Genomic DNA, 24,685 nt, shown 5'->3' on the forward strand with positions numbered 1-24,685 from the left:
AATGAAACTGGGGGCGACAAGTCAATCCGTGTCTGCATCAATCTCCGCAATCAGACCGGGATCGTCATTCTGCACCTTGCCGACACGCGATGACACCCTGTAGCCCCGCACGTTCGGATTGGGCTTCAGCAGGGCCTGCAGATCCTCGGCCACCGCATCCGGATCGAGCCATTGCGCATGGTCCACCGGGTTCAGCATCACCGGCATGCGACGGTGAATGTCGACGATGGCGGGCGCGGCCTCCGTCGTGATGATGGTGTAGGTGTCGATCTTCGTGCCGTCACTGTCCTGCCAGCGCTCCCACAGGCCGGCGAAGGCGAAGACCTGCTGGTCCGGCATGATGATGCGCCAGGGTTCCCGGACCTTCGGCTCCGGCTTCTTCCATTCGTAGAACCCATCCGCCGGAACCAGACACCGCCGCCGGGCGAAGGCAGCGCGAAAGGATGGCTTCTCCGCCACCGTCTCGGCGCGGGCATTGATCAGCTTCGCACCGCCGCTGCCGTCCTTCGCCCAGGAGGGGATGAGACCCCACTGGATCTCGTGCAGCAGCAGGCGTCCGTCCGGGTGACGGCGGATCACGGGGGCTGTCTGGGTCGGTGCGATGTTGTAGCGGGCGGGCAGGTTCGGCAGCCCCTGGATCCCGAAGGTCTGGCGCATTGCCTCCAGCGGGGAGGTCAGGCTGTAGCGTCCGCACATGTTTTCGCTCTCCCCCGCACGCGCGGCTGATTGCTGCCCATCGCCGGGGATGGTACATGCGTGAACCATGAAAACACCACGCAAGAGCACCCTCGAGATACTGGACCGGCTGATCGCGTTCGATACCACCAGCCGCTATTCCAACCTGGAACTGATCGACTGGGTCGTCGATTTTCTGGCGCAGCGCGGCGTCGAATGCCAGTTGCTGCACGACGAGAGCGGGGAAAAGGCCAACCTCTGGGCCACCATCGGGCCGAAGGATGTGCCGGGCATCATGCTTTCGGGCCACTCCGATGTGGTGCCGGTTGACGGGCAGGACTGGTCCACGGACCCCTTCGCGATGGTGGAGAGGGACGGCAAGCTGTTCGGGCGCGGTACGGCGGACATGAAGGGTTTCATCGCCATCTGCCTCAGCCATGTTGACGACTTCCTGGCGCAGGACCTGAAGGTGCCGGTGAACCTGGCGATCTCCTACGATGAGGAAGTCGGCTGTCTCGGCGGCCGGCAACTGGCGGAGATGCTGCGCGGGCTGGACCCGAAGCCCCGCCTCTGCGTGGTGGGCGAGCCGACGATGATGGGCGTCGTCACCGGCCACAAGGGCAAGGTGAGCTATCGCGCCCGGGTCAAGGGCTTCGAATGCCATTCCTCCCTGACGCATCAGGGGGTCAATGCAGTGGAGTACGCGGCCGAACTGATCACCGCGATCCGCGCGATCTCGCGGGAGAAGCGCGACCATGGTCCCTACGACGAGGCTTTCGATCCGCCCTATACCTCGATCCATGTCGGCGTCGTGCATGGCGGCACGGCCCTGAACATCGTGCCGAAGGACTGCCATTTCGATTTCGAGTTCCGCAACCTGCCTGCCGATGACACGCAGGAGATCTTCGGGCGGATCGAGGCGCAGGCGGCGAAGCTGACGCAGGAGATGCAGGCGATCCAGCCGGGCACCGGTATCTCGTTCGAGCAGATTTCCTGGTTCGAAGGGCTGGAAACCGCGGAAGATGCCGAGGCGACGACACTGACCAAGGCCTTCGCCCAGGCCAATGCCTCGCAGAAGGTCAGCTTCGGGACGGAGGCAGGCCACTATCAGGGGGCCGGCGTGCCGACGGTGGTCTGTGGTCCGGGGGATATCGGCCACGCCCACAAGCCTGACGAGTTCGTCGGTCTGGAACAGATTGCGGCGGCGGAGGAATTCTTTGCCCGCATGATCGAATGGGCGCGGCGCGGCTGAACGGGAACCTGTTTCAGGTCCTGAACTATGGCGAGGTCACGGCTGCTCGGCTGCGCCGATTCACCCCCATCCCGGCCTTCCCGCGTCGAGGAGGAAGGGGAGTTCGGAACCCTGCGTCGACCGGTTTGCCTGCGGCCAATCGTCAGAACAGGCGGCGGTGCACCTCGACCGTGTCGCCGGGCAGGATGATGGCGTTCTGGTCAACGCGGAACCGGATCAGTTCACCCGCGGAGTTGGTGCGGAATATGGTGATCGGCTCCTCCCGCGCGCGGCGGGTATAGCCACCGCCGATGGCGATGGCCATGCGGGCGTTCAGACCGGGCTGATACTTGTAGGAGCCGGGCTTGCCGACCTGGCCCAGAATGAAGAACGGGCGGTAGTTGGTGACCTCGATCGAGACCTTCGGGTCGACGATGAAGTTTGTGTCCAGCGCCACGGTCAGCACTTCCGAGAGTTCACCGAGGGTCAGGTTCTCCGCCGTGATCTGTCCGATCAGAGGCACCGAGAGTTCGCCCGCCGCACTGATCTCGAACTCACCCGAGATGTCGTCCTGGCCAAAGACCTTGATCTGGATGCGGTCGCCGGGGCCGAGGCGGTACTGTTCCAGCTTCTGCGGTACATCGCTGGGCAGTTCGTCGACACTGATGGGCGGCTTGTTCTCGTCCAGGGCCGCCGGTCCGACGGCGGTGGGCCGGATCACGACGCCCTGGTTCTGTGACGGCACAATGCGCACGCTCTGCTCGGCAGGTGCGACGGCCTGCGGCTCGCTCTGCAGGACCAGGCGATTGTCAGGTGCCGGCGGCACGGCTTCGGCGGCAGGTGTGACAGGCGCGACAATCGTCGGCTGCACCTGCTGCACCACCGGCGCAGGGGCGCTCACCCTGCTTGTGACGCGTTCATAGCGGCGTTCCGAACAGCCCTGCGTCACGACAGCGACGGCTGCGAGGGCCATGATGCCGATTGCAAGACGTCGAATGGAATTCTGTCTCATACCTGGTGTCCGCTATGATTTTGCACTTCTGGGCGACGGAAAACCGCTGTGTTGCGGTTGGTTAACCTCAATAATGCAAGGTCAGGACCACACCAAGCCTGTTGCGCAGGAATTCCCGATTGGCGTCGTTGGAACTGAACAGCGTGAATTGCCAGAAGCCACGCATCCGCATGTTCTCGTTCATCAGCCAGAGCAGCGAAAGCTCATTCGCCAGCACATTGTCGATGGTGTTGCCGGCAACGGTTTCCGAACGGCGGAAGCCCAGTTCATTTGCCGCCAGCAACTCGTAGGTCACTTCCAGCTGCGCGGCGAGGCTCAGTTCGTTCGAGATCGTTGCCACGTCGGAAACATTGACACCATTGACGTTGGTCACGGCGTTGGTCGCGGTTACGTCGCGCTCGAATCCGGCCTTGAATGTCCAGCTGTCGTGCGGGTTCCAGACAAAGTCGAGGCTGGCATCGACAAAGAAGAAATCATCGCTGTTGGGGTCGGCGAACGTGGCCAGCCCGAAGCCCAGCGCCCCTTCCAGAAAGGTGACGGCGGTCAGGTCATAGGTGAAACCGGCGAGGATGCCGTAGCGGCCGAAGTTGCGTTCGACACCCGTATTGTCGACCTTCTGGATGAAACGGGTGAAGCCGACATCGGGCTGCACGAAAAGGGTGGTGCCTTCCCATTCTTCCCAGCCCAGCCGGACCGAGGCATCATACTCGATACGGTCGTTCTGGTCCGTCTCGATCTCGCCGACACCGGCCGGAACATCGACGAAGTTCTTGTGGGTGACGCCGCCCCTGGCGCGCCAGAGAAACTTGTCACGCTGGTACTGCCAGGTCGCGTTCAGGCCAGTCTGATAGAAGACGCCGGGCTCATTGCCGCCAACATCCTCACGCACATCGCCGCGAACCGTGGTCTTGCGGTCGAAGCCGAGAGAGGCGCGGATGAACTCGAACTCGGAAATCTCCAGCTTGCCGCCGGTGGAAAAACCATGTTCACGCACACTCTCCCGACTGTTGGAAAGGTTGCGCGTGAAACGCCCATGCGCCTCCGCGAAGATCTCGTGATTGTCCCAGTTGGAGCGGAGCGAGAGGGACGGCTTGATGGAGCCGATGAAGTCAGCCACCCGGCCGTTCTGGGTCGCGAAGATGTTGTCGTCGAAGGTCAGGCCAACATCGACCTGGGGAAACAGCAGGAAGCTTTCCAGCGGCTGACCCCGGCCCAGATGTTCGATATCGAAGAACAGGCCGCCGGCCTCCAGCCCGATCTCGTCGTATTCGGGACGGGGTCGGGAGAGGATGGCATCCTGCTTGGCCGTCGTGAACTTCGGCTCAGGGTCAGAGATCGCGGGGATGATGGGGTTCTGGATGATCTGCTGGCGCACCTGACCTTCGGTCGCCGTATCCGTTGCGCCCTGCGCCGCGACAGGTGATGTGGCGCCATGAAGCACGGCAAGGGCCAGCGCGATTGTCGCAGTGGCCGACGCAACGGCGCGAATCCCTGTCTTCCCCTGCCTCACGACCCAAATACCTGCCCTGCCGAACCGATTCGTTCAGTCTCTAGTTTGGACTGACATCCAGTGCCGGTTCCACAACTGGTTCCGGCTGGTCCAGCAACGCGGCCAGTTCCTGCGGTCTGGCGGTCGTGGCAACGTCGTTCAGCAGCTGCGCCACGGCCTGGTTGACCTGGTTCTCCGCCTCCAGCAGCTGATCCTGCCCGGTGAACAGAACCCGCCGGGCCTCGGCAGAGGGGGCGAAGATGCTCTCCTCCATGGCCTCCGGCTCGATGATCACGCCGGTCAGGTAGGTCTCGAGCCCCTCCCGCCCGTCGAAGGTGATCACCAGTTCATTGTTCTCGACCACGGCATTCATCATCACGACACCGCCGGAGCTGGCACCGCGGGCATTGCCGCGCCGGGATACCGCATCGGCCTGTTCGCTGTCCTGCAGATAGGCACCGGGTTCAGCAAGATAGGTTTCGGCGGCCCAGGTCTCGGGGGTCGAGGCGGCCACACGCACGCGCTGTCCATTCACCTTCATGGCCTCGCCGAACGGGCTGGTCACGGCCTCCGGCACACCAATGTCGTCGGTCATCAGGAAGACGCGATACTTGCCCGAAGGCACGGGCAGACGCACGACACGCAGGTTGCGGATACCGTCACGCAGCAGCGCATCACCCTCCGGGCGGCGCATGGCGGCAGGCTTCGGACCCTTCACGAAATCACTGCGGGCGGTCACCTTGGTGAAGCCCTTGGTCACCTTCGCATCGGGGGGGCCGAAGTCGAAACCGTAGCGACCCTCCCCAAGCTCGAAGGAAGTGGTCACCTTCGCCTTGAAGATGCGTGCGGAAATGAAGGACCTGCTGGCGGCGGATGAAACACGGTCGGCGGCGGCTGCCAGCACGATCGGATCGGCCACAAGGTCACTGCGCTGCAGTTCCCGGATCAGTGCCACGGCACGCTGCGCCGCAGCCTCCGGCAGTCCGCCGCTGTCCAGATAGCGTTCGATGGCCCGCTGGCCGTCCTCGCTACCGGCGATGGCCCCGGCCAGGGCCTCCGCGCGTGAGCCATCAGTCGACGACTGGGCGAACGCCCCCGTGCCCAGCATCAGTGCCAGGATGGAGGCGGTGCAGAATTGGACTGTTTTCCTCATGACACCGCCTGACATGCAAGAACCGCGCAAGAGACGGCAAATCCGCCCTTGCATCTGATCGTTGATCATACATGACTATATACCAACGTTTCATCAACAGGCTGTGCGGGCCGGTCAGAAGCACTGTCGTGACCGGCGACACATGTTCTTTCCCTGTTTTGGTCCCGATTTGAGACAGATGACCGGCAACATGTCCGAACCTGATGCGACTCGCGGCGTGGAAGACGGCCTGGAAATCTGGCGCAGGATTGCCGGGGACATGCCGCAGACCGGTGATGTTTCAGACCCTGATCGGGTTCTGGTGACAGCATTGGCGGACAGGGTCACCGCGGCGACCGTTGCGGCCGTGTTGCCGGGCGCGAACCTGCCGGATGAAACAGTCCGGCAATCACGATTGCTGAACAGGTTCAGGCATACGGCCGGTCGGCGATGGTACGGGGCGATTGCCGACGCCGGATTGCCTGTTCTGGCCATCAAGGGACTGGCCAGCGGCGCCTGGCTCTACGCCGCGCCGCAGGATCGCGGGATCTCCGACGCGGACCTGCTGGTGCGCCGCGAAGACCTTGGCGCCGTGATCGGGCTGCTGGAAACCCACGGATTTGCGTTTGCGGACGCGCCGACGCGCAGCCGCTGGGGCTTTGTCAGCGACGCCAGTTTCCAGCCCCTGCTGTCCCCCGATGGCGCGGTCAATATCGACCTGCATGTGGCGGGTGATGCGGCTCCCTTCGATAAGGCGCTGCCGACGGCGGACATGCTGGCGGCGGCGCAGACCGCGGAGGGGCTGGGCATCCCGTCGGCGACACATGCATTCATGCTGGCCGCCAGCCACGCAGCACGGGACCTGTTCACGGCGGACGCGGCAAAGACCGTGATCGACGGCCTGCTGATGTTTCAGCGTGATGACCGGATCGACTGGCCGGAGATCGCGGAGCGCGCGCGCAAGGGGCGGATGCTGCGCCCGCTCTCGGTCTTTGTCGCCTTGTTGGGACGGCTGGGTGCCGATGTTTCACGGGCTGCGCGCGACCTGCCGGTGGATCGTGTGGGTGGTCGGCTGTTCGAACGGGTCGTGCGTGATCACTGCACCATGTTTCCCCCGTCAGGGGTTCCCGGAACCGGGGAGCGCCTGGCGCGGCAGTGGCTGCTTGCGGCGGCACCGTCGGTTGCCCTGCAGCGCGATGCACGGCGGATTGCAGGCCTGATCCGTCCCCATTCCGGCGTGCCCGGGCGATAACGGCAAAGAGGCGCAGGTGTGCCTGCTGGACACTCCACCCGTGGACGCGCAGAATCGGAATGTCCGCACACCGAATCCGGGGAACGTTTCTTGCTTGGTGCAGGGGAAGCGAAACGAGAGGCACATGTTCGAATATCTGAAAGCCGAGGAGCCCACAGCCCCGCCGGGACAGCGCCCGCCCGAGCGGCGGGTGGTCGATGTCGGCTACATCATCGATGCCGAAAAGGCCGGTTTCATCTGGGAGGCCCCGCGCGCACAGCAGCGCCAGGCCGCCACGACGTCGCACGCCAAGTCGGTGACCTATTGCCCGGCGGTGATCGACTACGAGGCGCGGCTGTTCGAAGTCGTGGCACCGATCGACGTGCAACTGCGCATCAGGCTGGACGAGCAGGGCAAGCCGCAGCTGATCAACGCGCTGGGGGATCGCAGCCAGATCCGGTCCAAGCATCTGGGGCAGATGGTGGCCGTGATGCCGCGCAAGGAATGGCGACATCCCGACCGGCCCGTGATCCAGTTCATCACCCCCTATATCTTCGTGGCCGACGATGTCTGCTGGATGAACCAGATGCCGCCGTTCAACAGCTATACCGGACGGCACTGGCCGGGCCTGATGATCGGTGGCCGTCTGCCGATCCACATCTGGCCGCGGCCGATGATGTGGGCGTTCGAGTGGCATGACATGTCGAAGGATCTGGTGCTGAGGCGCGGTGAGCCATGGTTCTACATGCGTTTCGAGACAGATGACCCCCGCCGTCCGGTGCGGATGGTGGAGGCCGTGAAGGATCAGCGGCTGGTGGACTACATGAAGGGGCTGAACAGCGTGACGAACTATGTCGGACGCACCTTCAGCCTGTTCAGCGTCGCGGAAAAGCGGCGTCCGCCCAGGCTGCTGACGCGAAAGCAGGACGTGGTCCAGGGCAAGTGATGCTAGGAGTCGCGCGTCGATGATCAATTGGAACTGGCAGGAACGCTGAATGGCTGATCCGTCGGACAGCAACGGGCACGGACAGGACGACGAGGGTGGCTGGTCGCGACCGCAACCCCGGAAGGGGCCGGGTGTGGTGACGCCGATTAGCGACGGCTGGTCCCGCATAGGTGCCGACAGGCCTGCGCCGAGGCCCGGACGACCGGCGGCGGCGCAGGCGAAGGAAGCCGCGACCAACCGCCAGAGCGCTGTCATTTCCGACCTCGCCGCCGAGGAATGGCGTCGTCCCAGCGCCACGAAGGCACCTGACGATGCGCCCGCCAGGCCGCAGCCAGAGGAGGCACCGCAGGGGGCCGCGAGGAAGAAGCCGGCTGCCCCGACGGACAAGGCCGGGCAGCCGTCCGCGCAGGCCGAAGGACCATCCGGGCTGCGTGTCGATGTCTTGCGTCGGCTGCTGATCCGCACCACGCGGGAAGTCGGTCGCCCCATCGGTGCGCCCGACATTCAGGCCGCGGCCCCCGGTGCCGGATCCCCCATGACCCTCGACGGCTTCCGGCTGGCGGCGGAGCGGCTGGGGTTCCCGGTGACGGAACGCAGCTTCAACCGCAAGACGCTGGAGAATCTGAAACCGCCGTTCATCCTGCTGCCGAAGGACTCGCCGACCGAGGCGCGTTCCATTGTCCGCAAGGAAGGGACGCGGTTCGCGGTCTATGATCCGATCCGCGATGAGACCGAGATACTGACCGCGGAACAGATCCAGCCGCTCGGCAATCTCGCCATCGTGCTGAAGGCGCCGGAGGCGGCGACCAAGGGCACGCGGGACTGGCGGTCCAGCATCGTGCGGAAGATGCGCGGTGTCCTGCTGGAACTCGCGGCTGCGTCGCTGATGATCAACATCTTCGCGCTGGCGGCCCCGCTGTTCATCATGACCGTGTTCAACAAGGTCGTGGGTACGGGTGGCGGCGCGCAGTCGACCCTGATGGCGCTGGCCATCGGCATGGTGGTGATCTACGCCTTCGATCTGATCCTGCGCATCGTCCGGGTCTACATTTCCAGTCACACGGGTGCCCGGGTCGAATCGCTGATCGGCGGCGAGCTGGTGCATCACCTGCTGCGGCTGCCCTATCGTCATTTCGAGACCACGGCGAGCGGCGTGATCTCGGAGCGGATGCGGCAGCTCGATTCCATCCGCGCCTTCTTCACCGGCCAGATGCCGCTGGTCTGCGCCGACCTGCTGTTTGTCTTCGTCTTCCTGTTCGCACTGCTGATGATTGAACCGCTGATCGCCATGATCGTGCTGGTCTCGATTCCCATCTTCATCCTGTTGTCGGTCGTTTCACACGGTCGGCAGAAGAAGCTGACGGAGCAGAACTTCATCGGTCAGGCCGCGAAGTCCTCCGCCCTGCACGAGACCATGGCCAATGCGCTGACCGTGAAGGCGCTGGGTCTGGAAGCGGAGATCGAGCGGCGCTGGGACCACCGCCTCGGCCTGTCTGCCTGGACCGGCTATCGCTCCAGCACGCTGTCGGGTGTGCTGTCGGCGCTGGGCCAGAACCTGCAGCAGATCCTGAGTCTGATCGTCATCGTCGTCGGTGCCATGCTGATCATGGAAAACGAGATGTCGATCGGTGCGCTGATCGCCACCAACATTCTTGCCACCCGGGCTGTCGCACCGATGCGGCAGGTCGTGGGGGCCTGGCATCAGGTGCAGGAAGTGCGGACGGCCTTCGCGCGCATCGATGACCTGATGCAGGAACCGCCGGAGTCGGAGCCGGGCGAACTCAGCCCCGGCACGACGTTCGACGGCAAGGTGACGTTCGAGAACATTGCCTTCCGCTACGCCGACGACCTGCCGCCGGTACTCTACGACATCAACCTGACGGTGGAGGCCGGACAGGTGTTCGGCATCATCGGGCCGTCGGGGCAGGGCAAGACCACGCTGTCGAAGCTGATCCAGGGGCTCTATCTGCCGGACAACGGGCGTGTTCTGGTGGATGACACCGACATCGCCCATATCTCGCCCGCCACCCTGCGGCGGCAGGTGGGTGTGGTGCCGCAGGACGTGCAGCTGTTCGCCGGTACGGTGCGCGAGAACATCGCCATGGGTATCGACGACAAGGACCCGGCGCGGGTGGAATCGGTTGCCCGCTTCGTCGGCGCGCATGAGTTCATCCAGCGCCTGCCCAAGGGCTATGACACGGTGCTGAGCGAACGGGGCGGCGGTCTGTCGTCAGGGCAGAAGCAGTTGCTGGCAGTCGCGCGGGCGCTGATCCGCAACCCGAAGATCCTGATCTTCGACGAGGCGACCAGCGCGCTTGATCCGGGTACGGAGGAACGGCTGATCCGCGCCCTGAAGCGCGCGAAACGCGGTCGGACGATCATCATGATCTCCCACCGTATGGCACCGATGGTGATCGCGGACAGGGTCGCCCTGCTGATCGACGGGCATATCGAGCGTGTGGGCTCGCCGGAGGAGGTCATTGCCTTCGCGCGGACCCGGATGCGTGACGCCGCGATGCGTCCCGGCGACCGGCCGCGACCGGGGTCAGGTGAGGCACGGAACGGAGCCGGTTCGGCGGACGCCAAGGCATGAGCAGGAATGACACCGATGGCGGGCGTACCCGGCAGCGGGGCGCGCAATATTCCGATTTCCTGCCTGAAGCACAGGCCATCAGCGAGGCCCGGCATTCACCGCTTGCCTCCCTGCTTGTCCTGATTATCTGCGGCTTCTTCATTGTCATCCTTGCCTGGGCGGCCATCGCAGAGGTCGATCAGGCAGTGGTCGCACAGGGTCAGGTGCGGCCCGGCGGTCGCGTGAAGCTGGTCAATCACCCGGAGGGCGGCTCGGTCGCCGAGATCATGGTGCGGGACGGCGATCTGGTGCGGCAGGGGGACCCGCTGCTGCGTCTCGACAGCGAGATCATCAATGGCGAGGTCCGTCGGTTGCGCGGTGACCTGCAGACGCTGGAGGCCGAGCTTGCCCGGCTGGAGGCGGAGGCCGGTGATGACGCCGTGATCCGCTTTCCCGACATTGTCGCGCGTGAGCGTCCGGATCTTGTGGCAACGCATACCCGCCTGCTGGAGGCGCGGCGTGACTCCCTGGAATCGCGCCGTGAATCGGCGGAGCGGGAGATCGAACAGGCGCAGTCCGACATCAATTCCTTTCGTGTTCGCATCAATACGCTGAGCGAGAGCCGCGACGTGCTGGCCGAACAGGTACGGTCCCTGCGTACCCTGACCGACAAGGGACACTTCCCGTTCCTGCGGTTCCAGTCCGTGCAGCGCCAGCTCGCGGAGACGGAGGGCCAGTTGCAGGAAACCCGTCAGTCCCTCGATTCCGCCCTGTCGGCCCTGTCGGCCTCCAAGTCCCGGCGGCGCGAGATCGATGATGAGTCCCGCAGCGATGTGCTGACGCAACTGGCGGAAACCCGGGGTGCGCGGGATCGCACGGCGCGCAATCTGGAGCAGGCGACGGCGCGACTGGACCGGACCATCGTGCGCAGCCCGGTCGATGGCTATGTGCAGAATCTGGCGGTGAACAATACCGGACAGGCCGTGCGCCCGAACGAGCCGCTGATGTCCGTGGTGCCGCAGTCCGACAATCTGGTGATCGAGGCGCGGGTTGCCAACAGCGACATTTCCAGTGTCGAGACCGGTCAGCAGGCGAACATCAAGGTCCGCGCCTATGATTTCATCAAGTATGGCGCGCTGAACGGTACGGTCGAACGGGTCGCCCGTGACGCCAATACGGATGAACAGAGCGGTGCGATCTTCTATGTCGTCGAGATTCGTACCGACCGGAACTACCTGGGTGACGTGCCGGGCCGCAATCAGGTCCGCCCCGGCATGCAGGTGGATGCCGAACTGAAGGCCGGTTCCCGCTCCGTCCTTTCCTACCTCACCGACCGGGTCATCGGCACGGCGGACGAGGCGTTCAGGGAGCGGTAGTCGCGGCACCCCCGCTGGTGCCCACCGGCCGATACATGCGCGCGTCCAGTTCCGACCGGTCCTGCTGGCGCCAGAGACTGCGCAGCGCCATGCCCTGACAGGTGAAGGTGTCCGCCAGCATCTTCGCATCCCACATCCGGTCGGTCCGGAAGTGGCGGAAGGCACCGCGCATCTCGCACCATGCGGCCAGCACCACGCAGTCCACGTGATAGGTCAGGGCCAGCGGCAGCACCGTGCGGGTGGTGCGGGTGCCCCCAGCATTGGCGTAGAGCAGGCGCAGTTTCCGTTCGCTGCGCACCGCCTCCCGCAGCACGGCCTTGGAGACACAGCCCTGTCCCGGATCATCCAGTGGCGCGCCCCAGGGCGAGACCTGCAGCCAGTCCAGCGGCGAATGCAGGGCGTCGATCTTGGCGCAGATCCGGTCGGCGGCGCGTTGCAGGGCCCGGTCGCCGGTGCGTGACAGCATGGCGAGGCCGACACGCAGGGCCTCCACCTCCTCCTGGTCGAAATTCAGCGGTGGCAGGTCATAGCCGCGCCGCATCATGTAGCCGACGCCCGGTTCGCCCTCGATCGGCGTGCCCATGGCCTGCAGGGCAGCGATGTCGCGATAGATCGTGCGCACCGAAACCTCCAGCCGCTCCGACAGTGTCGCAGCAGTCAGCGGGCACGGGGTGGCCCGCAGGATCTGGATCACCTCGAACATGCGGTTGGATCGTTTCATCTGGCTCTCCGTCATTGAACTGCTGACAGCATAGCGACCACCCCTGACAAGGGTCTGTCAGCAGCGATCACTAGCTTCAGGTCAGGCGAAGGAGGCCTGACCATGAGCTACTATGACCACGCGACACTGATGGCACTGGGGCTGGACCGCTGGCACCCGGCCCCGGCGCGGATCTTCAGTCGGCGCCGGTTTCGCTGGCGACCGGCGCGGCGGAGGTCACCGTGCCCTGCGCCCGCATGTCCGAAATCTCCGCATCGCTGAAACCGGCCTCGCGCAGGATCTCGTCCGTGTGCTCGCCCAGTTGCGGCGCGCCGAAGCGGTGCTCCGGCGTGGTCCCGCTGAAGCGGGCGGCATTGCGGGCCTGGCGCAGCCTGCCGGCCACCGGGTGGTCATTCTCCGTCACGATACCGCTGGCCTGCACCTGCGGATGGTGGATCATGTCCTTGCGGTGAAGCACCGGCGCGCAGGGCACACCGGCGGGCTCCAGCACGGCCATCCATTCATCCGTCGTGCGCTCCACCAGTACCGACTGGATCAGTTCCAGCCGGTCGTTGATGTTCAGGTCACGCAGTTCCGTCGTGGCGAAGCGCGGATCGTCCAGCCATTCGGGATGGCCCGTGACCTCCGCCAGCGCCTTCCACTGCGGATTGGTCATGACCGCGACACTCATGTGCCCGTCCTTCGTCTCGTAGATCAGGTCGATGAAGCTGGCGGCGCGCTGCTGGCTGACGTCATGGCCGACATAGGTCTGCCCGCCCATGTCCGATGACCAGAGAAAGGCGACCACGGCGTCCAGCATCGACAGGCGCACGTGCTGACCCTCCCCGGTACGCTCCCGCGCCAGCAGGGCGGCGGTGATGGCCTGCGACGCGGTGATGGCGGTCAGCTTGTCGGGCAGGATGGTGCGCAGCAGGCGCGGGCGCTGCTCGTCGGAGCCGCCCTGTACGGACGCGAGACCGGACAGCGCCTGCACGATCGGATCATAGACCGGCTTGCCTGCGAACGGTCCCTTCTCCCCGAAGCCACTCAGCGAGACATAGACGATGTCGGGGCGCACCGCGCGGATCGAGTCTTCCCCCAGCCCGAGGCGCTCGACGACGCCGGGGCGGAAGTTCTGCACGAAGACGTCGCAGTCCTGCGCCAGGCGCCTGATCAGATCGACACCGCCCGGTGCCTTCAGGTCCACGGCGATGGAGCGCTTGTTGCGGTTGTTGTTCAGGAAGCTGGCAGACATGCCGTTCATGCGGTTGCCCGCTGAGCGCGTGAAGTCCCCGCCCATCGGCTCCACCTTGATCACGTCGGCCCCCTGGTCCGCCAGGATCATGGTCCCGAACGGCCCGGAGATCACCGCACTCAGATCAAGAATGCGAAATCCGCTCAATGGTCCGGCCATGGCAATGCTCTCCCCGCGTTGGACGTTCCCGATAACCTAGAATGCCTGCAGGGAAAATGAAGGCCGGAAGCGCGCGGCACAGTTCACCCAGGTGCGCCAATGGGACATTCGCGTCCCAAACCATGCAGAATCGCGCCGGTCATTCGGGTTCGGCTGAAGGTTCCTGCGGCCGCATTGCGTCACCATGGGGATACTGTCACCATTTCGTCTTTCCGTTGCGGTGACTGGGGAGGCCCCCGATCTTGCGAGTTGAAGCATCATCCCCCCGTTCCTGGTTTGAAGTGAGCGGGCAACCGGACCACAAGCGGGTCGGTGCCTGGGCGGATACCATCAACGACACCTATTACCCCCTGGACCTGAAGAGTCTGGGCTCCGACTTTCGCTACGGTCGCCTTGGCATCTTCGACGTGGGACGTATCCGGGTTGCAAGTGTTCACTGTGACCCGATGCTCTGTACCAGACGCCGTACGCATACGGCCCGATCGGGCAGTGATTACTATTTCCTGCCAATTCCGCACGACGAGATGCTGGCCGTGACCCAGCGGAACGATGCCGCTGCCGAACTGTCGCCCGGAGACTTCTCCGTGATCTCGACCTATCAGACCTATACCTACGAACAGCCGACGGAGAACCGTCTGATCTCCCTGCGGATCGAGGGGGATCAGTTGCGGCAACGCATTCCGATGATCGACGATCTGCTGGGGCAGCATTTTTCCGGTCGCTTCCCGGCAGTGCGCATGTTCGTGGACATGGCGCGCTCCTTTGCCAGCAATGCCGCCGATCTCGACGCGGCGTCAGCCGGGCGGATGGCGCATAACCTGATCGACCTGCTGGCACTGTCGCTGGATGCGCCGGAGACGGCACACCTCAGCGGGGACAACTCCGTCCGCGCGGCGCATCGCAGCCGTATCTTCAATGCCATCGAGCGACGGTTCACGGACCCGCAGCTGTCGTCTGGCCAGTTCGTCGACGATCTGGGACTTTCGCTGCGGTACATCCAGAAACTGCTGGCCGAGCGCGGCGAAACCCTCTCCGACCTGATCCGTCAGCGACGGCTGGAGCAGGCACGCGCCTATCTCTCGGACCCGACCAGGGCGAGCCAGTCCGTCGCAGCCATCGGGTTCGATGTCGGCTTCCTTGATGCGGGCTATTTCAGCCGGGTCTTTCGCGCGGAGTCGGGACTGTCGCCGAGCGCCTATCGCCAGCGCCATCTCCCGTGAGAGCCGGTCAGCGCGGCGGTACGGTCTGAAGCCGTCTCTGTGTCCGGCCGGTCTACCGCCGGATCACCGTCTGCCCGGCCCAGCCCTCGCCGAAGGGGATGTTGAAGTTGAAGAGGATGTCGAGCTTGCGGATCAGCCAGCGTCCGCCCTGGCGTGCATAGTCATCCCGGTAATCGATCAGGATATGACGGCTGACCTGTCTGCCCTCTTCCACGAAAGTGCCAAGCAGGATCGCGCGCCATATGCCGGTGGCTGTTGCGCCGTCCACCTCGATCACCGGATTCATGCCGAGGTGGGCGCAGAAGGGCAGGGCTTCCGAAGCACCGTTGAAGAAGTCCCGGATTGCCTCCCGCCCCTCGTAGTGACCCAGTTCCGCGTTCGTCCAGATGCCGTCTTCCGTGAACAGTTCCGCGATCCTGTCGCCCAGCAAACCGGTATCGTTGTAGTGCCAGTAGCGGTTCTTCAACTGGATGATCTCTTCGATATCCGACATGGTCCCTGCTCCGTGTCTCAGGCTCGGTCGTGAAATTCAGTGCTCTGGATGGCCAGCGTTCCTAGCTGGGGGAGGCGCCGACGATCCGGCCCAGCAGTACGCTCTGGTGCCAGCAGACCAGCTTCCAGCCGTCATCGGACAGGTACCAGGTCAGGGTGAAGCCCATGAAACGCTGGCGAAAGCCACAGTCGCGCGGCTTGCCGCGGAAGGTGGAGAAGCCGCTGACATGCCCGGTGGTGCCGAAGACCTTCACGTTCACCTCCCGCGGGACCCACTGGAAGAACTCCCAGAGGCCCTGGCCGCCGCCGGCAGCATGGAAGTCGATGTGATCGATGATCTCGTCCTTGGTCATGCGCCAGGGATAGTCTTCGTCCAGCGTCTCCGACTCAGCGTCGAAATAGGACCAGAACCTGTCCAGATCGCCGTTGAGCGCCCTGGTCCAGTCCTCGAATACCTCGGTGAGACTTTGCGTGGTTGCCGCATGGGCCATGTGCCTGTCCTCCTGTCCGGTTGTGACAGGGAGGCTATGGCCGATTGCGCCGGGCACTTAGGAGAGAGGCGTCAGATCGCATGCAGAATCGCGGCTTCGTCTGCGGAATGGCCGCAGTCGATGCCATGAGACCATCGCCCGGCGGAAGTTGCTACTTCGCAACCCCGTGGCAGTGCTTGTACTTCTTGCCGGAGCCGCAGGGGCAGGGGGCGTTGCGGCCGACGCGGCCCCAGGTGGAGGGGTCGTCCTTGTCCAGGCCGTTGGCGCGGCGGTTGGCGACCGGTTGCGGGCCCGCGGGTGCAGCAGGGGCGGCAGGCTCGGCACCACCCAGGGCAGAGGCGTCCTCGTGCACTTCCTGCAGGGCGTCGGGGTCGGGGCCGCTGGGCGGGGCGATGGCGGCTTCCGGGTCCTGCATGCGCAGTTCCAGATTGGCCAGCGCGCCGGTCACGGTCTCCCGCATCCGGTTCAGCATCGCCTCGAACATCTCGAAGGCTTCCGACTTGTACTCGTTCAGCGGGTCGCGCTGGGCGTAGGCGCGCAGGCCGATACCCTGGCGCAGGAAATCGAGCTGCTGCAGATGCTCCTTCCACGTCTGGTCGAGAATCTGGAGCACCAGGCTCTTCTCCACCATCCGCATCACGTCCGGGGTATAGCGCGCGGCCTTTTCCGCCATGTGGCGGTCCAGGGCATCGTTCAGGCGATCGCGAATGCCTTCGTCGGCAATGCCTTCCTCCGCCGCCCATTCCCGGATCGGCAGGTCGAGCGCCAGAACGCGTTTCACCTCTTCCTCCATCCCCTCCGAGTCCCACTGCTCGGGGTAGGCGTTGGCGGGAATGTGGCGGCTGACGATGACGTCCACGGTTTCGCGGCGCATGTCGACCACGGTCTCCGACACGTCGTCGGTTTCCATCAGCTCGATGCGCTGTTCGTAGATCACCTTGCGCTGGTCGTTCATCACGTCGTCGAAGCGCAGCAGGTTCTTGCGGATGTCGTAGTTGCGCGCCTCCACCTTCTGCTGCGCCTTCTCGAGGGCCTTGTTGATCCAGGGGTGGACGATGGCCTCCCCCTCCTTCAGGCCCAGGCGACGCAGCATGCTGTCCATGCGCTCCGACCCGAAGATGCGCATCAGGTCATCGTCAAGGCTGAGGTAGAACCGCGACGTGCCGGGATCGCCCTGACGGCCGGAACGGCCCCGCAACTGGTTGTCGATGCGGCGGCTCTCGTGGCGTTCGGTGCCGAGCACGAACAGGCCCCCCGCCGCCTTCACCTTGGCGCGTTCCTCAGCGACCTCGTCGCGGATGCGTTTCGCCAGTTCCTCGCGCTTCGATTCATCGCGCAGTTCGGCCAGTTCCTGTTCCAGCCGCATGTCGAGATTGCCGCCGAGCTGGATGTCGGTGCCGCGACCGGCCATGTTGGTGGCGATGGTTACCGCGCCCAGACGCCCGGCCTGGGAGATGATCTGCGCTTCCTGCTCGTGATAGCGCGCGTTCAGCACGCTGTGCCTGATGTTGCGCTTCTTCAGCGCCTCCGACAGCAGTTCGGACTTGTCGATGGAGACGGTGCCGACCAGCACCGGCTGGCCCCGCTTCTGGCAGTCCTCCAGCGTATCGACGATGGCGGCGGTCTTCTCGGCGGCGGTGCGATAGACCTCGTCGTCCTGATCGTCGCGCTGGACCATCACGTTGGTCGGGATCTCGACCACATCCAGCTTGTAGATCTGCTGGAACTCCTCGGCCTCGGTTGCCGCCGTGCCGGTCATGCCCGACAGGGTCGGATACATGCGGAAATAGTTCTGGAAGGTGATGGAGGCGAGGGTCTGGTTCTCGGGCTGGATGGTGACGCCTTCCTTGGCCTCCAGCGCCTGATGCAGCCCCTCCGAATAGCGCCGCCCCTCCATCATGCGCCCGGTGAACTCATCAATGATGATCACCTTGTCGTTGCGCACGATGTAGTCGGTGTCGCGCTGGAATACCTTGTGCGCCCGCACGGCCTGATTGATGTGGTGGACGATGGAGATGTTCTCCATGTCGTAGAGGCTGGGGGCATGCAGCATTTCCAGCTCGGCCAGCCGGGCCTCCATATGCTCCTGGCCCTCTTCGGTCAGGGAGGCGCTGCGGGTCTTCTCGTCGACCTCGATATGTTCATCCGACAGTTCGGCGACCAGCGGATTGATGGTCGTGTAGAGGTCGGAGGAATCCTCGGCAGGGCCGGAGATGATCAGCGGCGTCCGCGCCTCGTCGACCAGGATGGAGTCGACCTCGTCGACGATGGCGAAGTTGAACGGGCGATGCACCATCTCGCCGCGTGTGAACTTCATGTTGTCGCGCAGATAGTCGAAGCCAAGCTCGTTGTTGGTGGCATAGGTGACGTCGCACAGATAGGCGGCGCGGCGTTCCAGATCGGACATGCCATGCACGATGCAGCCGACGGTCAGCCCCAGGAACTGATAGATCTCCGCCATCCAGGCACTGTCGCGCTGGGCCAGGTAGTCGTTGACGGTGACGACATGCACGCCCTTGCCTGACAGGGCGTTCAGCACGACGGGCAGCGTTGCCACCAGCGTCTTGCCCTCGCCGGTCTTCATCTCGGCGATATTGCCTTCATGCAGCACCATGCCGCCGACCATCTGGACGTCGTAGTGGCGTTGCCCCAGGGTGCGTTTCGCCGCTTCGCGCACGATGGCGAAGGTCTCGTTCATGACCGCATCCAGCGTCTTGCCGGCTGCGACCTCGGCCTTCAGTTCCGTGATCCGGGCGCGCATTTCATCGTCGCTCAGGGCCGCGATCTGCGGCTCCAGCGCGTTGATGGGTTCCACCCGTTTCAGGTACGTCTTCACCAGACGGTCGTTCGGGGTTCCGAATATCTTTCGGGCCAGGGCGCCGATCATGCGCTGGATCCTCATGCGAGAGAGTGTCCGCACGACCCCGCGCATGTGTCGCGACAGCGCGTGCGGCGGACCGGGAATTACCCGGGTGACATAGGCGGGGCGCGTGGCACTGTCAACGCGGCGCAAGTGCGCTGCCCCCTGCAGTAACCGGACAGTGCACCGGATCGTGATCCAATCGCCTTGTGACTGCGGGCCTGCATCTTTATGTGAGAGGGCTGAAACCCGCTCCAACGGACGGCGAAGCGCCGTACGGATCATCGAGAAGGAACGCATTCATGCTGATCAACCACCGTCATGGTCTGGCCCTCGTGCTCGGCCTGGCGCTCACCGCGCCTGCCGCCCTCGCCCAGACCACGACCGCGCCGACGCCCGCTGCGGAACCGACCGAGGCCGAGAAGGTGGAACAGAACCCGGTCGTGGCCCGTGTGAATGGTGAGGAGATCCGGCTGGAGGCCGTGATGTCGATGATCCAGGACCTGCCGCCGCAGTACCAGCAGGTGCCGATCTCGACGCTCTACCCGATGCTGGTGAAGCGTGCCGTCAACCACTCCCTGCTGCTTGATGCGGCGGAGGCTGCCGGCCTGCGGGGCAACGAGAAACTGGAAGCCGAGGTCGAGGAGTTTCGCCAGAACAAGATGCGCGAATATCTGCTGCTCGGTCAGCTGGAGAAGGACGTGACGGAGGAGGCCCTGCGCGCCGCCTACGCGCGCTTCCTGGTCGACAATCCCGCGACCCAGGAGATCCGCGCCCGCCACATCCTGCTGAAGACCGAGGATGAGGCCAAGGCCGTGATCGCCGAACTGCAGGGCGGTGCCGACTTTGCCGAACTCGCCAAGGCGAAGTCACAGGGACCGTCCGCACCCACCGGTGGCGACCTGGGCTTCTTCACGGCGGACAAGATGGTGAAGCCGTTCTCCGATGCCGCATATAAGATGGCGGAGCAGGAGATCAGCGCCGAGCCCGTCCAGACCCGCTTCGGCTGGCACGTGATCAAGGTCGAGGAACGCCGCGACCAGCCGCGCCCGACGTTCGAGGAAAAGCGTCAGGAACTGGAGCAGGAAATGACCGGTGAGATGATCGGCAACATCATCGCCGACCTGCGCAAGGACGCGAAGATCGAGGAGCTGAACCTCGACGGCTCCCCCCTGACCGAACCCGGCCAGCCCGCCGCACCGAAGGAATAGGCCTGACCGCAGCCCCGGACCTGTCGCCGAGTCATTTCGTCGGTGCCGGGCCGGGGCTGCAGCGTTTCAGGATGCGGTCGCGGAGCCGGCGCGGATCAGAGCTGTCATCAGGTTCTCAGCGCGATGACCCGACGTCGAAATACAGGATCTGGTCTCCTGCGTAGTACCCGAGCAAGGCGATCACCGCGAACAGCATGAAAGAGTAGATGAGCACCAAGGCAGGTGCGACTAGCCATTGCGGCATTAGCCGACCGATGGATCTGGACCAGGGTGTCATGGGGACATGTACTCTGCCAGGCGGGACAGGACCGGGTGTGTGGCACTGAGCCAAAGGGCGGCGAAGGCCATTCCGATCACGGATACCAGACTTGTCGGCAGATTACCGGTCGGTATGCGGAAGGCAAGCTGGGTGATGGTGATACCCAGTCCCTGCCACAGACCCCACCCGAGCCAGTACAATGAGGTTTCGTGCCAGAGACCCATGGCCAGCATGGCCGCAAGTACTCCGGGATAGGCTGATCTGGTTGCAGCGGATACGGGTCGGAAGACGTAGTCGCGGCAAAAGCCGGTCAGTGTCATGTGCCAGCGATTCCAGAACTCGACCAGGTTCCTGGCGCGCCAGGGGGCGTTGAAGTTCTCCTCGATCCTCAGCCCCGTCATCAGCGACAGCCCGATCGCCAGCGAACTGAACCCGGCGAACGTGAGATAGAGGCTGATCCAGTCGATCGCTCCGACAATCCAGTCGCTCAGGAACACGGGGAGCGGCTCGAGCAGGGAGCGACACTCTCGCTCGATGCGGGTCATCAGCCAGGTTCCGATCACAACCGCCTGAAACGCTCCCCACAACGCGCGCTCGGCGCCCGTGAAGAGTTCCGCGGCATTCTTCCGGCGACGGGAGAGCTCGCGCTGGAAGTTCTGGAACCGATGGATCGGGCCGGCTGCCAGTACCGGCAGGAACAACTGGTACCGCATGTAGTCCGTCAAGCCGGGCCGGGTCAGAGTCCCCATCCACCAGTCCGACAGGACATGGACATGACGCAGGGTGAAATAGGCGGCTCCGATCCAGAGGTATCCGGGAAGGTCACGCAACCAGACGAGCGCCGCAACATGCAGAAACACGGTCAGGCCGAAGAAGGCCCCCTTGCGACCGGACCGGTCACCCAGTTGCATCGACCAGATCGAGATGAGGGAGCCGGCCAGCAGCCAGATGGCACTGCTCACGGAAAGGATGCACAGGCAGACAAGGGTCAGTACCGATATTGCCGACTGGACGTGCCGAGCGGGCAATGCCCAATAGCTGAGCACGCACAGCAACGCGCCTGCGAGCAGTACGATGAATTCAGCGTTGGTCGGCACTTTGCCGCCAGTATCGTCGGAGTTCCGCCATGAACCTGGCTTGCCCAGAGAGGTTCAGGTGTCCTACTTCATCGGCAAACAGCGCGTCGGGCCACGCGGCATCTGCCAGCATTGCAGTGGCATCCGGTGGTACCACGTAAGACGTGAGGTAATGGTGCAGGGGAATCCCCAGCTCCTGCGCGATTTCCTGCAGCCGTTGCCGATGCCGGGGCGGTTCGAAGAAGACCAGATCGATATTCTGCCTTGCCGCGACTTCTGTCAGCGAGGCCAGGGCTTCCTTGTGCTCATTGCCCGAAGACCGGAGCGCCGTGTTCCTTTGCCAGCGCACGACGCCATCCCAGCTGCCCCGGAATGCGGGATAATCGACGGAAGTCCCGTTGCCGTCCAATGCCACGGAGATCGCCTCGCGGAGATGCTCGGTGAATGCGTCGGACCAGTCACCAAGCGCGGCAACCCAGCCCGGCAGATAGTCCGGACGGTTCACACGCGGCGGATCAGAATAGGCAAAGGCATTGAGTTCAATCAGGATGACCCTGGCACCCTCATCGATGGCTTTCTGGCTCAGGGCCATCGTTTCAGAAGCAGATATGGCCGGAACAAACCAGACGACATGACGGCGGTTGTCGCCCAGCAATCCCTCCTGCACCTGATCCTGCTGTATGGCGGCAGCACTGAGCGACGACCCGATCACGACGATCGGCGTTTCGGCCTCCAGAGCGTGCACCTCCGTAACGGGCTGCCAGTTCCAGATCATCATGATCGACCCGACTGTCAGCAGGAGCACGACAGCCCATACTGATGCGAAGATGCGTGGCGTCACCGCTGGGCTTCCTCAACAGTCCTGACCAGGCTGCCGATATCGCGGATCGCCGCGATCTGCGGGGTCGCGATCCGGACGTCCAGGGCGTCTTCGACGGCCAGGATCAGGTTGAGATGCGTGAAGCTGTCCCATCCTTCAATGCTGTCGGGTGAGGATGCGTAGGTCAGCGACGTCCTGTCGACATGGAAGACACTGCTGGCGATTTCGATGATCCTTTCGCCCATCCCACTGTTGCCGGTGTTGGCGATCTTCGGTTCCTGAATCCGTTTCGTCAGGCAGGCAGCCAGAGCCTGTCGGTCGACCTTTCCGGACTGCGTGCGAGGCATCGTCTCGATCTGCATGATCCGCTTCGGCATCTTCAGCGGTTCCAGGTATCCACGGCAATGCGTGGTCAGGGAGGCCTTGCTGACCGGAACGTTCAGAACGACTGCGGAGACCGCAATCTGCTCGAATTCCGGATCAGGCAGCCCGACTGTAGCAGCTTCCAGCACCGCCGGATGACGGAGCAAGGCTTCGTCCACTTCGTCAGGCAGGATGGTCATGCCACCCTGATTGATGACGCTCTTCAGACGGCCCAGGAAATCGAAGGATCCGTCCGCCCGCCGACGAACCAGATCTCCCGTGCGCATCCATCCGTCCTGCAGATGGGTCTCGCGGGTTCGTTCAGGGTTCCGCCAGTAGCCCTCGCAGATATTGGGACCCTTGAGCTGCAACTCGCCTTCGTCCGCCTCGGCATCCCCGAGCGGTTGACCATTGCCGTTGCCCAGCCGCGCTTCGCAATCCACGGGATGGCCGATCGACCCCCAGGCACCGAATGCTGCCCCCTTGCCGGCATAGAGGGCGTTGGCGACCGTCTCGGTCATCCCGTAGACGTTCCAGACGTTTGTGCCGAATCCGGTTTCGAATGCTTTCCAGACGGGTTCTGGCAGGATTCCGCCGGTGGAAATCACGCCTCTGAATCCTGCTGAGTCGAAATAGTCCCGATGCTCTGCCAGGCGCTCGATCAGGGTCAGCATCGTGGGATTGCCGATCAGATGAGTTGCGCCGCTGGAGCGGATGAAATTCAGCCAGGGTTCCATATCGGAAATCTGGAACGGGCCCGGACGAACCAGCGCCGCACCACTCCAGGCAGCGAGCAGTGGGCCCTGAACCAGCCCGTCGGTATGGGCCAGGGGCGTGGCATTGAAGATGCGGCTCTGCGTGTCATATCCGAAAAGGCGACACAGGGTCTCCAGATGGCTGAACAGATTGCCATGGGTGATCTGGACGCCATTCGGTCGGTCCGTGGTGCCCGACGTGAAGAGGATATAGGCCAACTGGTCCGGCGCGTGGTCAGCACAATGCGGTGCTCGAACCCGGCTCGCGGGCGCCTTGCGGCGCAACAGTTTCCTGATCGTGCCGGCTTGCCCGCCACTGCCGGAGGGGGCGTCGAGAACATGCCGGGGGCAGTCATGACCACAGTCCACCGCGTCGTCGGAAATCAGCAGACTGGCTTCGGTGGACCTGGCAACGGCTTCGATGCGGGTGAGGCGACTTTCCGGGGAAAGCATCACGGGCACGAGACCATCGAGCAAAGCTGCAAGAAAGCCGGCGCTGGCCGTGAAGTCGTCCTTCACAATGATCAGTACGCGGTCTCCTGACGTCAGACCGTATCCGTCGAAGATGCCGCAACAGGTCTCGATCATGGACATCAACTGACGACAGGACCTTGATCCGTCCCGAACGGCCAGGAAGTCGCCCCGGCCCTTGCGCTCCAGCTGGAGCCAGAGTTTCCGCAGGTCGTTGCTCACTCGTCCTCGCCCCGGGAAATGGCCAGGGCACCCGATCCGCCCCTGATCGTGCGAGCCGGTGAACCGGCGGCGATGCTGCCCGCCGGCAAGGCGCGGCGGACAATCGCGCCGGCCGCGATGACACAGTTGTCGCCTATCCGGACGTTCGGCAGGATCACTGCGCCGGCGCCGATGATCACGTCCTGCCCGACATGGACATTGCCCGCCAGCACGGCACCCGGGCCGATGCTCGTGTATTCGCCGATGATGCAGTGATGACCGACAGACGCTGAGCGGTTGATCAGCACACCCTCGCCGACCAGGGTCACAGCTCCAATGACGGCACCAGCATTGATGTAGCACCCCGGATAGATGCGCGTGGTGCTGGCGACAATCGCCGAAGGATCGATCAGGGCATCAGCAAGCGTCAGGCCCATGGCCAGGGCAGATTGGGTCAGCGCGCGCCTGCGGCTCGGGGCGAAGGCGCAGGGTATGAACCTGTCGCCGTGTTCTTCCGCCAGATAGTCGTCCCTGGAAATGACACGGTCCCGGCGTGTCACCCGTGATGGCCCGCCGGTGTTCACTGCCGCACGGATTGTCAGTCCGGCGCGCAGACAGCTTTCTTCCAGCTCGACAACGATCGGAGATCTGACGCCAAAGAGAATCACAGGCTGCCCCTCAACAGACT

20 protein-coding genes are annotated in these 24,685 nt (G+C 64.1%); 7 read left to right on the top strand and 13 right to left on the bottom strand.

Going from position 1 to position 24,685, the window contains the following annotated elements:
* Positions 1-21: 21 nt before the first annotated feature.
* Entirely contained in the window at positions 22-696 is a 675-nt protein-coding gene (locus tag QGV54_RS03230) for an SOS response-associated peptidase (RefSeq protein ID WP_281018297.1), read from the bottom strand.
* 67 nt (positions 697-763) lie between these two features.
* Here QGV54_RS03230 and argE point away from each other — a divergent pair, with 67 nt between their 5' ends.
* Positions 764-1,927, top strand: coding sequence for an acetylornithine deacetylase (gene argE / locus QGV54_RS03235; RefSeq protein WP_281018296.1), 1,164 nt, complete (start codon positions 764-766; stop codon positions 1,925-1,927).
* Between the two features lie 142 nt (positions 1,928-2,069).
* On the opposite strand, the gene QGV54_RS03240 is transcribed toward argE, so the two are convergent.
* The 3 genes from QGV54_RS03240 to QGV54_RS03250 all read right to left on the bottom strand — a co-directional run bounded on the left by QGV54_RS03240 (position 2,070) and on the right by QGV54_RS03250 (position 5,560).
* On the bottom strand, positions 2,070-2,879 hold the full coding sequence (locus QGV54_RS03240) for a polysaccharide biosynthesis/export family protein (RefSeq protein WP_281018295.1): 810 nt from the start codon (positions 2,877-2,879) through the stop codon (positions 2,070-2,072).
* A 106-nt stretch (positions 2,880-2,985) separates the two neighbouring features.
* Positions 2,986-4,428 carry an outer membrane beta-barrel protein gene (locus QGV54_RS03245; protein ID WP_281018294.1) on the bottom strand — a complete coding sequence of 481 codons (1,443 nt, stop codon included), beginning with the start codon at positions 4,426-4,428 and terminating at the stop codon, positions 2,986-2,988.
* 40 nt (positions 4,429-4,468) lie between these two features.
* On the bottom strand, positions 4,469-5,560 hold the full coding sequence (locus QGV54_RS03250) for a hypothetical protein (protein WP_281018293.1): 1,092 nt from the start codon (positions 5,558-5,560) through the stop codon (positions 4,469-4,471).
* A 190-nt stretch (positions 5,561-5,750) separates the two neighbouring features.
* On the opposite strand from QGV54_RS03250, the gene QGV54_RS03255 reads away from it, so the two are divergent.
* From QGV54_RS03255 to QGV54_RS03270, 4 genes are all read left to right on the top strand, one after another.
* Positions 5,751-6,791: a nucleotidyltransferase family protein gene (locus QGV54_RS03255; protein WP_281018292.1), complete on the top strand. Its 1,041-nt coding sequence runs from the start codon at positions 5,751-5,753 to the stop codon at positions 6,789-6,791.
* Positions 6,792-6,915: 124 nt separating this feature from the next.
* Positions 6,916-7,716, top strand: a complete 801-nt coding sequence (locus tag QGV54_RS03260) for a hypothetical protein (protein ID WP_281018291.1) — start codon at positions 6,916-6,918, stop codon at positions 7,714-7,716.
* Between the two features lie 49 nt (positions 7,717-7,765).
* Entirely contained in the window at positions 7,766-10,309 is a 2,544-nt protein-coding gene (locus QGV54_RS03265; protein ID WP_281018290.1) for an ABC transporter transmembrane domain-containing protein, read from the top strand.
* Positions 10,306-11,664, top strand: coding sequence for an HlyD family type I secretion periplasmic adaptor subunit (locus QGV54_RS03270; protein ID WP_281018289.1), 1,359 nt, complete (start codon positions 10,306-10,308; stop codon positions 11,662-11,664). The genes QGV54_RS03265 and QGV54_RS03270 overlap by 4 nt, the downstream gene beginning before the upstream one ends.
* Here QGV54_RS03270 and QGV54_RS03275 read toward each other — a convergent pair.
* Both QGV54_RS03275 and QGV54_RS03280 read right to left on the bottom strand, forming a co-directional pair.
* The gene (locus tag QGV54_RS03275; protein WP_281018288.1) at positions 11,651-12,385 is read right to left on the bottom strand and encodes a YafY family protein; all 735 of its coding nucleotides are present in this window, start codon (positions 12,383-12,385) and stop codon (positions 11,651-11,653) included. The genes QGV54_RS03270 and QGV54_RS03275 overlap by 14 nt on opposite strands.
* A gap of 175 nt (positions 12,386-12,560) precedes the next feature.
* Positions 12,561-13,778, bottom strand: coding sequence for a CoA transferase (locus QGV54_RS03280; RefSeq protein WP_281018287.1), 1,218 nt, complete (start codon positions 13,776-13,778; stop codon positions 12,561-12,563).
* A gap of 242 nt (positions 13,779-14,020) precedes the next feature.
* On the opposite strand from QGV54_RS03280, the gene QGV54_RS03285 reads away from it, so the two are divergent.
* Positions 14,021-14,998, top strand: coding sequence for a helix-turn-helix domain-containing protein (locus QGV54_RS03285; RefSeq protein ID WP_281018286.1), 978 nt, complete (start codon positions 14,021-14,023; stop codon positions 14,996-14,998).
* Between the two features lie 52 nt (positions 14,999-15,050).
* Here the strand turns inward: QGV54_RS03285 and QGV54_RS03290 are convergent, their stop codons facing one another.
* The 3 genes from QGV54_RS03290 to secA form a co-directional block, all read right to left on the bottom strand.
* Positions 15,051-15,491, bottom strand: a complete 441-nt coding sequence (locus QGV54_RS03290; RefSeq protein ID WP_281018285.1) for a nuclear transport factor 2 family protein — start codon at positions 15,489-15,491, stop codon at positions 15,051-15,053.
* A 61-nt stretch (positions 15,492-15,552) separates the two neighbouring features.
* Positions 15,553-15,981 (bottom strand): nuclear transport factor 2 family protein, encoded by a 429-nt coding sequence (locus QGV54_RS03295; RefSeq protein ID WP_281018284.1) that lies wholly within the window; start codon positions 15,979-15,981, stop codon positions 15,553-15,555.
* 151 nt (positions 15,982-16,132) lie between these two features.
* Positions 16,133-18,868: a preprotein translocase subunit SecA gene (secA, locus tag QGV54_RS03300; RefSeq protein ID WP_348637655.1), complete on the bottom strand. Its 2,736-nt coding sequence runs from the start codon at positions 18,866-18,868 to the stop codon at positions 16,133-16,135.
* Between the two features lie 275 nt (positions 18,869-19,143).
* Here secA and QGV54_RS03305 point away from each other — a divergent pair, with 275 nt between their 5' ends.
* Positions 19,144-20,052, top strand: a complete 909-nt coding sequence (locus tag QGV54_RS03305; RefSeq protein WP_281018282.1) for a peptidylprolyl isomerase — start codon at positions 19,144-19,146, stop codon at positions 20,050-20,052.
* A gap of 273 nt (positions 20,053-20,325) precedes the next feature.
* Here the strand turns inward: QGV54_RS03305 and QGV54_RS03310 are convergent, their stop codons facing one another.
* The 4 genes from QGV54_RS03310 to QGV54_RS03325 form a co-directional block, all read right to left on the bottom strand.
* Positions 20,326-21,273: an MBOAT family O-acyltransferase gene (locus QGV54_RS03310; protein WP_281018281.1), complete on the bottom strand. Its 948-nt coding sequence runs from the start codon at positions 21,271-21,273 to the stop codon at positions 20,326-20,328.
* A gap of 118 nt (positions 21,274-21,391) precedes the next feature.
* Complete coding sequence (locus QGV54_RS03315; RefSeq protein WP_281018280.1) at positions 21,392-22,228, bottom strand: hypothetical protein; 837 nt, start codon at positions 22,226-22,228, stop codon at positions 21,392-21,394.
* Entirely contained in the window at positions 22,225-24,018 is a 1,794-nt protein-coding gene (locus tag QGV54_RS03320; RefSeq protein ID WP_281020059.1) for an AMP-binding protein, read from the bottom strand. The genes QGV54_RS03315 and QGV54_RS03320 overlap by 4 nt, the downstream gene beginning before the upstream one ends.
* The gene (locus tag QGV54_RS03325; protein ID WP_281018279.1) at positions 24,015-24,665 is read right to left on the bottom strand and encodes an acetyltransferase; all 651 of its coding nucleotides are present in this window, start codon (positions 24,663-24,665) and stop codon (positions 24,015-24,017) included. Before QGV54_RS03325 ends, QGV54_RS03320 begins: the two co-directional genes overlap by 4 nt.
* Between the last annotated feature and the right edge of the window lie 20 nt (positions 24,666-24,685).

It is taken from the genome of Minwuia sp. IMCC3060, assembly GCF_029909435.1.
Classification (GTDB): Bacteria; Pseudomonadota; Alphaproteobacteria; order Minwuiales; family Minwuiaceae; genus Minwuia.

What these genes read in the sequence shown, in the direction of transcription:
- QGV54_RS03230 (WP_281018297.1), bottom strand. Translation starts at nt 696, where the DNA reads ATGTGCGGACGCTACAGCCTGACCTCCCCGCTGGAGGCAATGCGCCAG.
- argE (WP_281018296.1), top strand. Translation starts at nt 764, where the DNA reads ATGAAAACACCACGCAAGAGCACCCTCGAGATACTGGACCGGCTGATC.
- QGV54_RS03240 (WP_281018295.1), bottom strand. Translation starts at nt 2,879, where the DNA reads ATGGCCCTCGCAGCCGTCGCTGTCGTGACGCAGGGCTGTTCGGAACGC.
- QGV54_RS03250 (WP_281018293.1), bottom strand. Translation starts at nt 5,560, where the DNA reads ATGAGGAAAACAGTCCAATTCTGCACCGCCTCCATCCTGGCACTGATG.
- QGV54_RS03255 (WP_281018292.1), top strand. Translation starts at nt 5,751, where the DNA reads ATGTCCGAACCTGATGCGACTCGCGGCGTGGAAGACGGCCTGGAAATC.
- QGV54_RS03260 (WP_281018291.1), top strand. Translation starts at nt 6,916, where the DNA reads ATGTTCGAATATCTGAAAGCCGAGGAGCCCACAGCCCCGCCGGGACAG.
- QGV54_RS03265 (WP_281018290.1), top strand. Translation starts at nt 7,766, where the DNA reads ATGGCTGATCCGTCGGACAGCAACGGGCACGGACAGGACGACGAGGGT.
- QGV54_RS03270 (WP_281018289.1), top strand. Translation starts at nt 10,306, where the DNA reads ATGAGCAGGAATGACACCGATGGCGGGCGTACCCGGCAGCGGGGCGCG.
- QGV54_RS03275 (WP_281018288.1), bottom strand. Translation starts at nt 12,385, where the DNA reads ATGAAACGATCCAACCGCATGTTCGAGGTGATCCAGATCCTGCGGGCC.
- QGV54_RS03280 (WP_281018287.1), bottom strand. Translation starts at nt 13,778, where the DNA reads ATGGCCGGACCATTGAGCGGATTTCGCATTCTTGATCTGAGTGCGGTG.
- QGV54_RS03290 (WP_281018285.1), bottom strand. Translation starts at nt 15,491, where the DNA reads ATGTCGGATATCGAAGAGATCATCCAGTTGAAGAACCGCTACTGGCAC.
- QGV54_RS03295 (WP_281018284.1), bottom strand. Translation starts at nt 15,981, where the DNA reads ATGGCCCATGCGGCAACCACGCAAAGTCTCACCGAGGTATTCGAGGAC.
- secA (WP_348637655.1), bottom strand. Translation starts at nt 18,868, where the DNA reads ATGATCGGCGCCCTGGCCCGAAAGATATTCGGAACCCCGAACGACCGT.
- QGV54_RS03305 (WP_281018282.1), top strand. Translation starts at nt 19,144, where the DNA reads ATGCTGATCAACCACCGTCATGGTCTGGCCCTCGTGCTCGGCCTGGCG.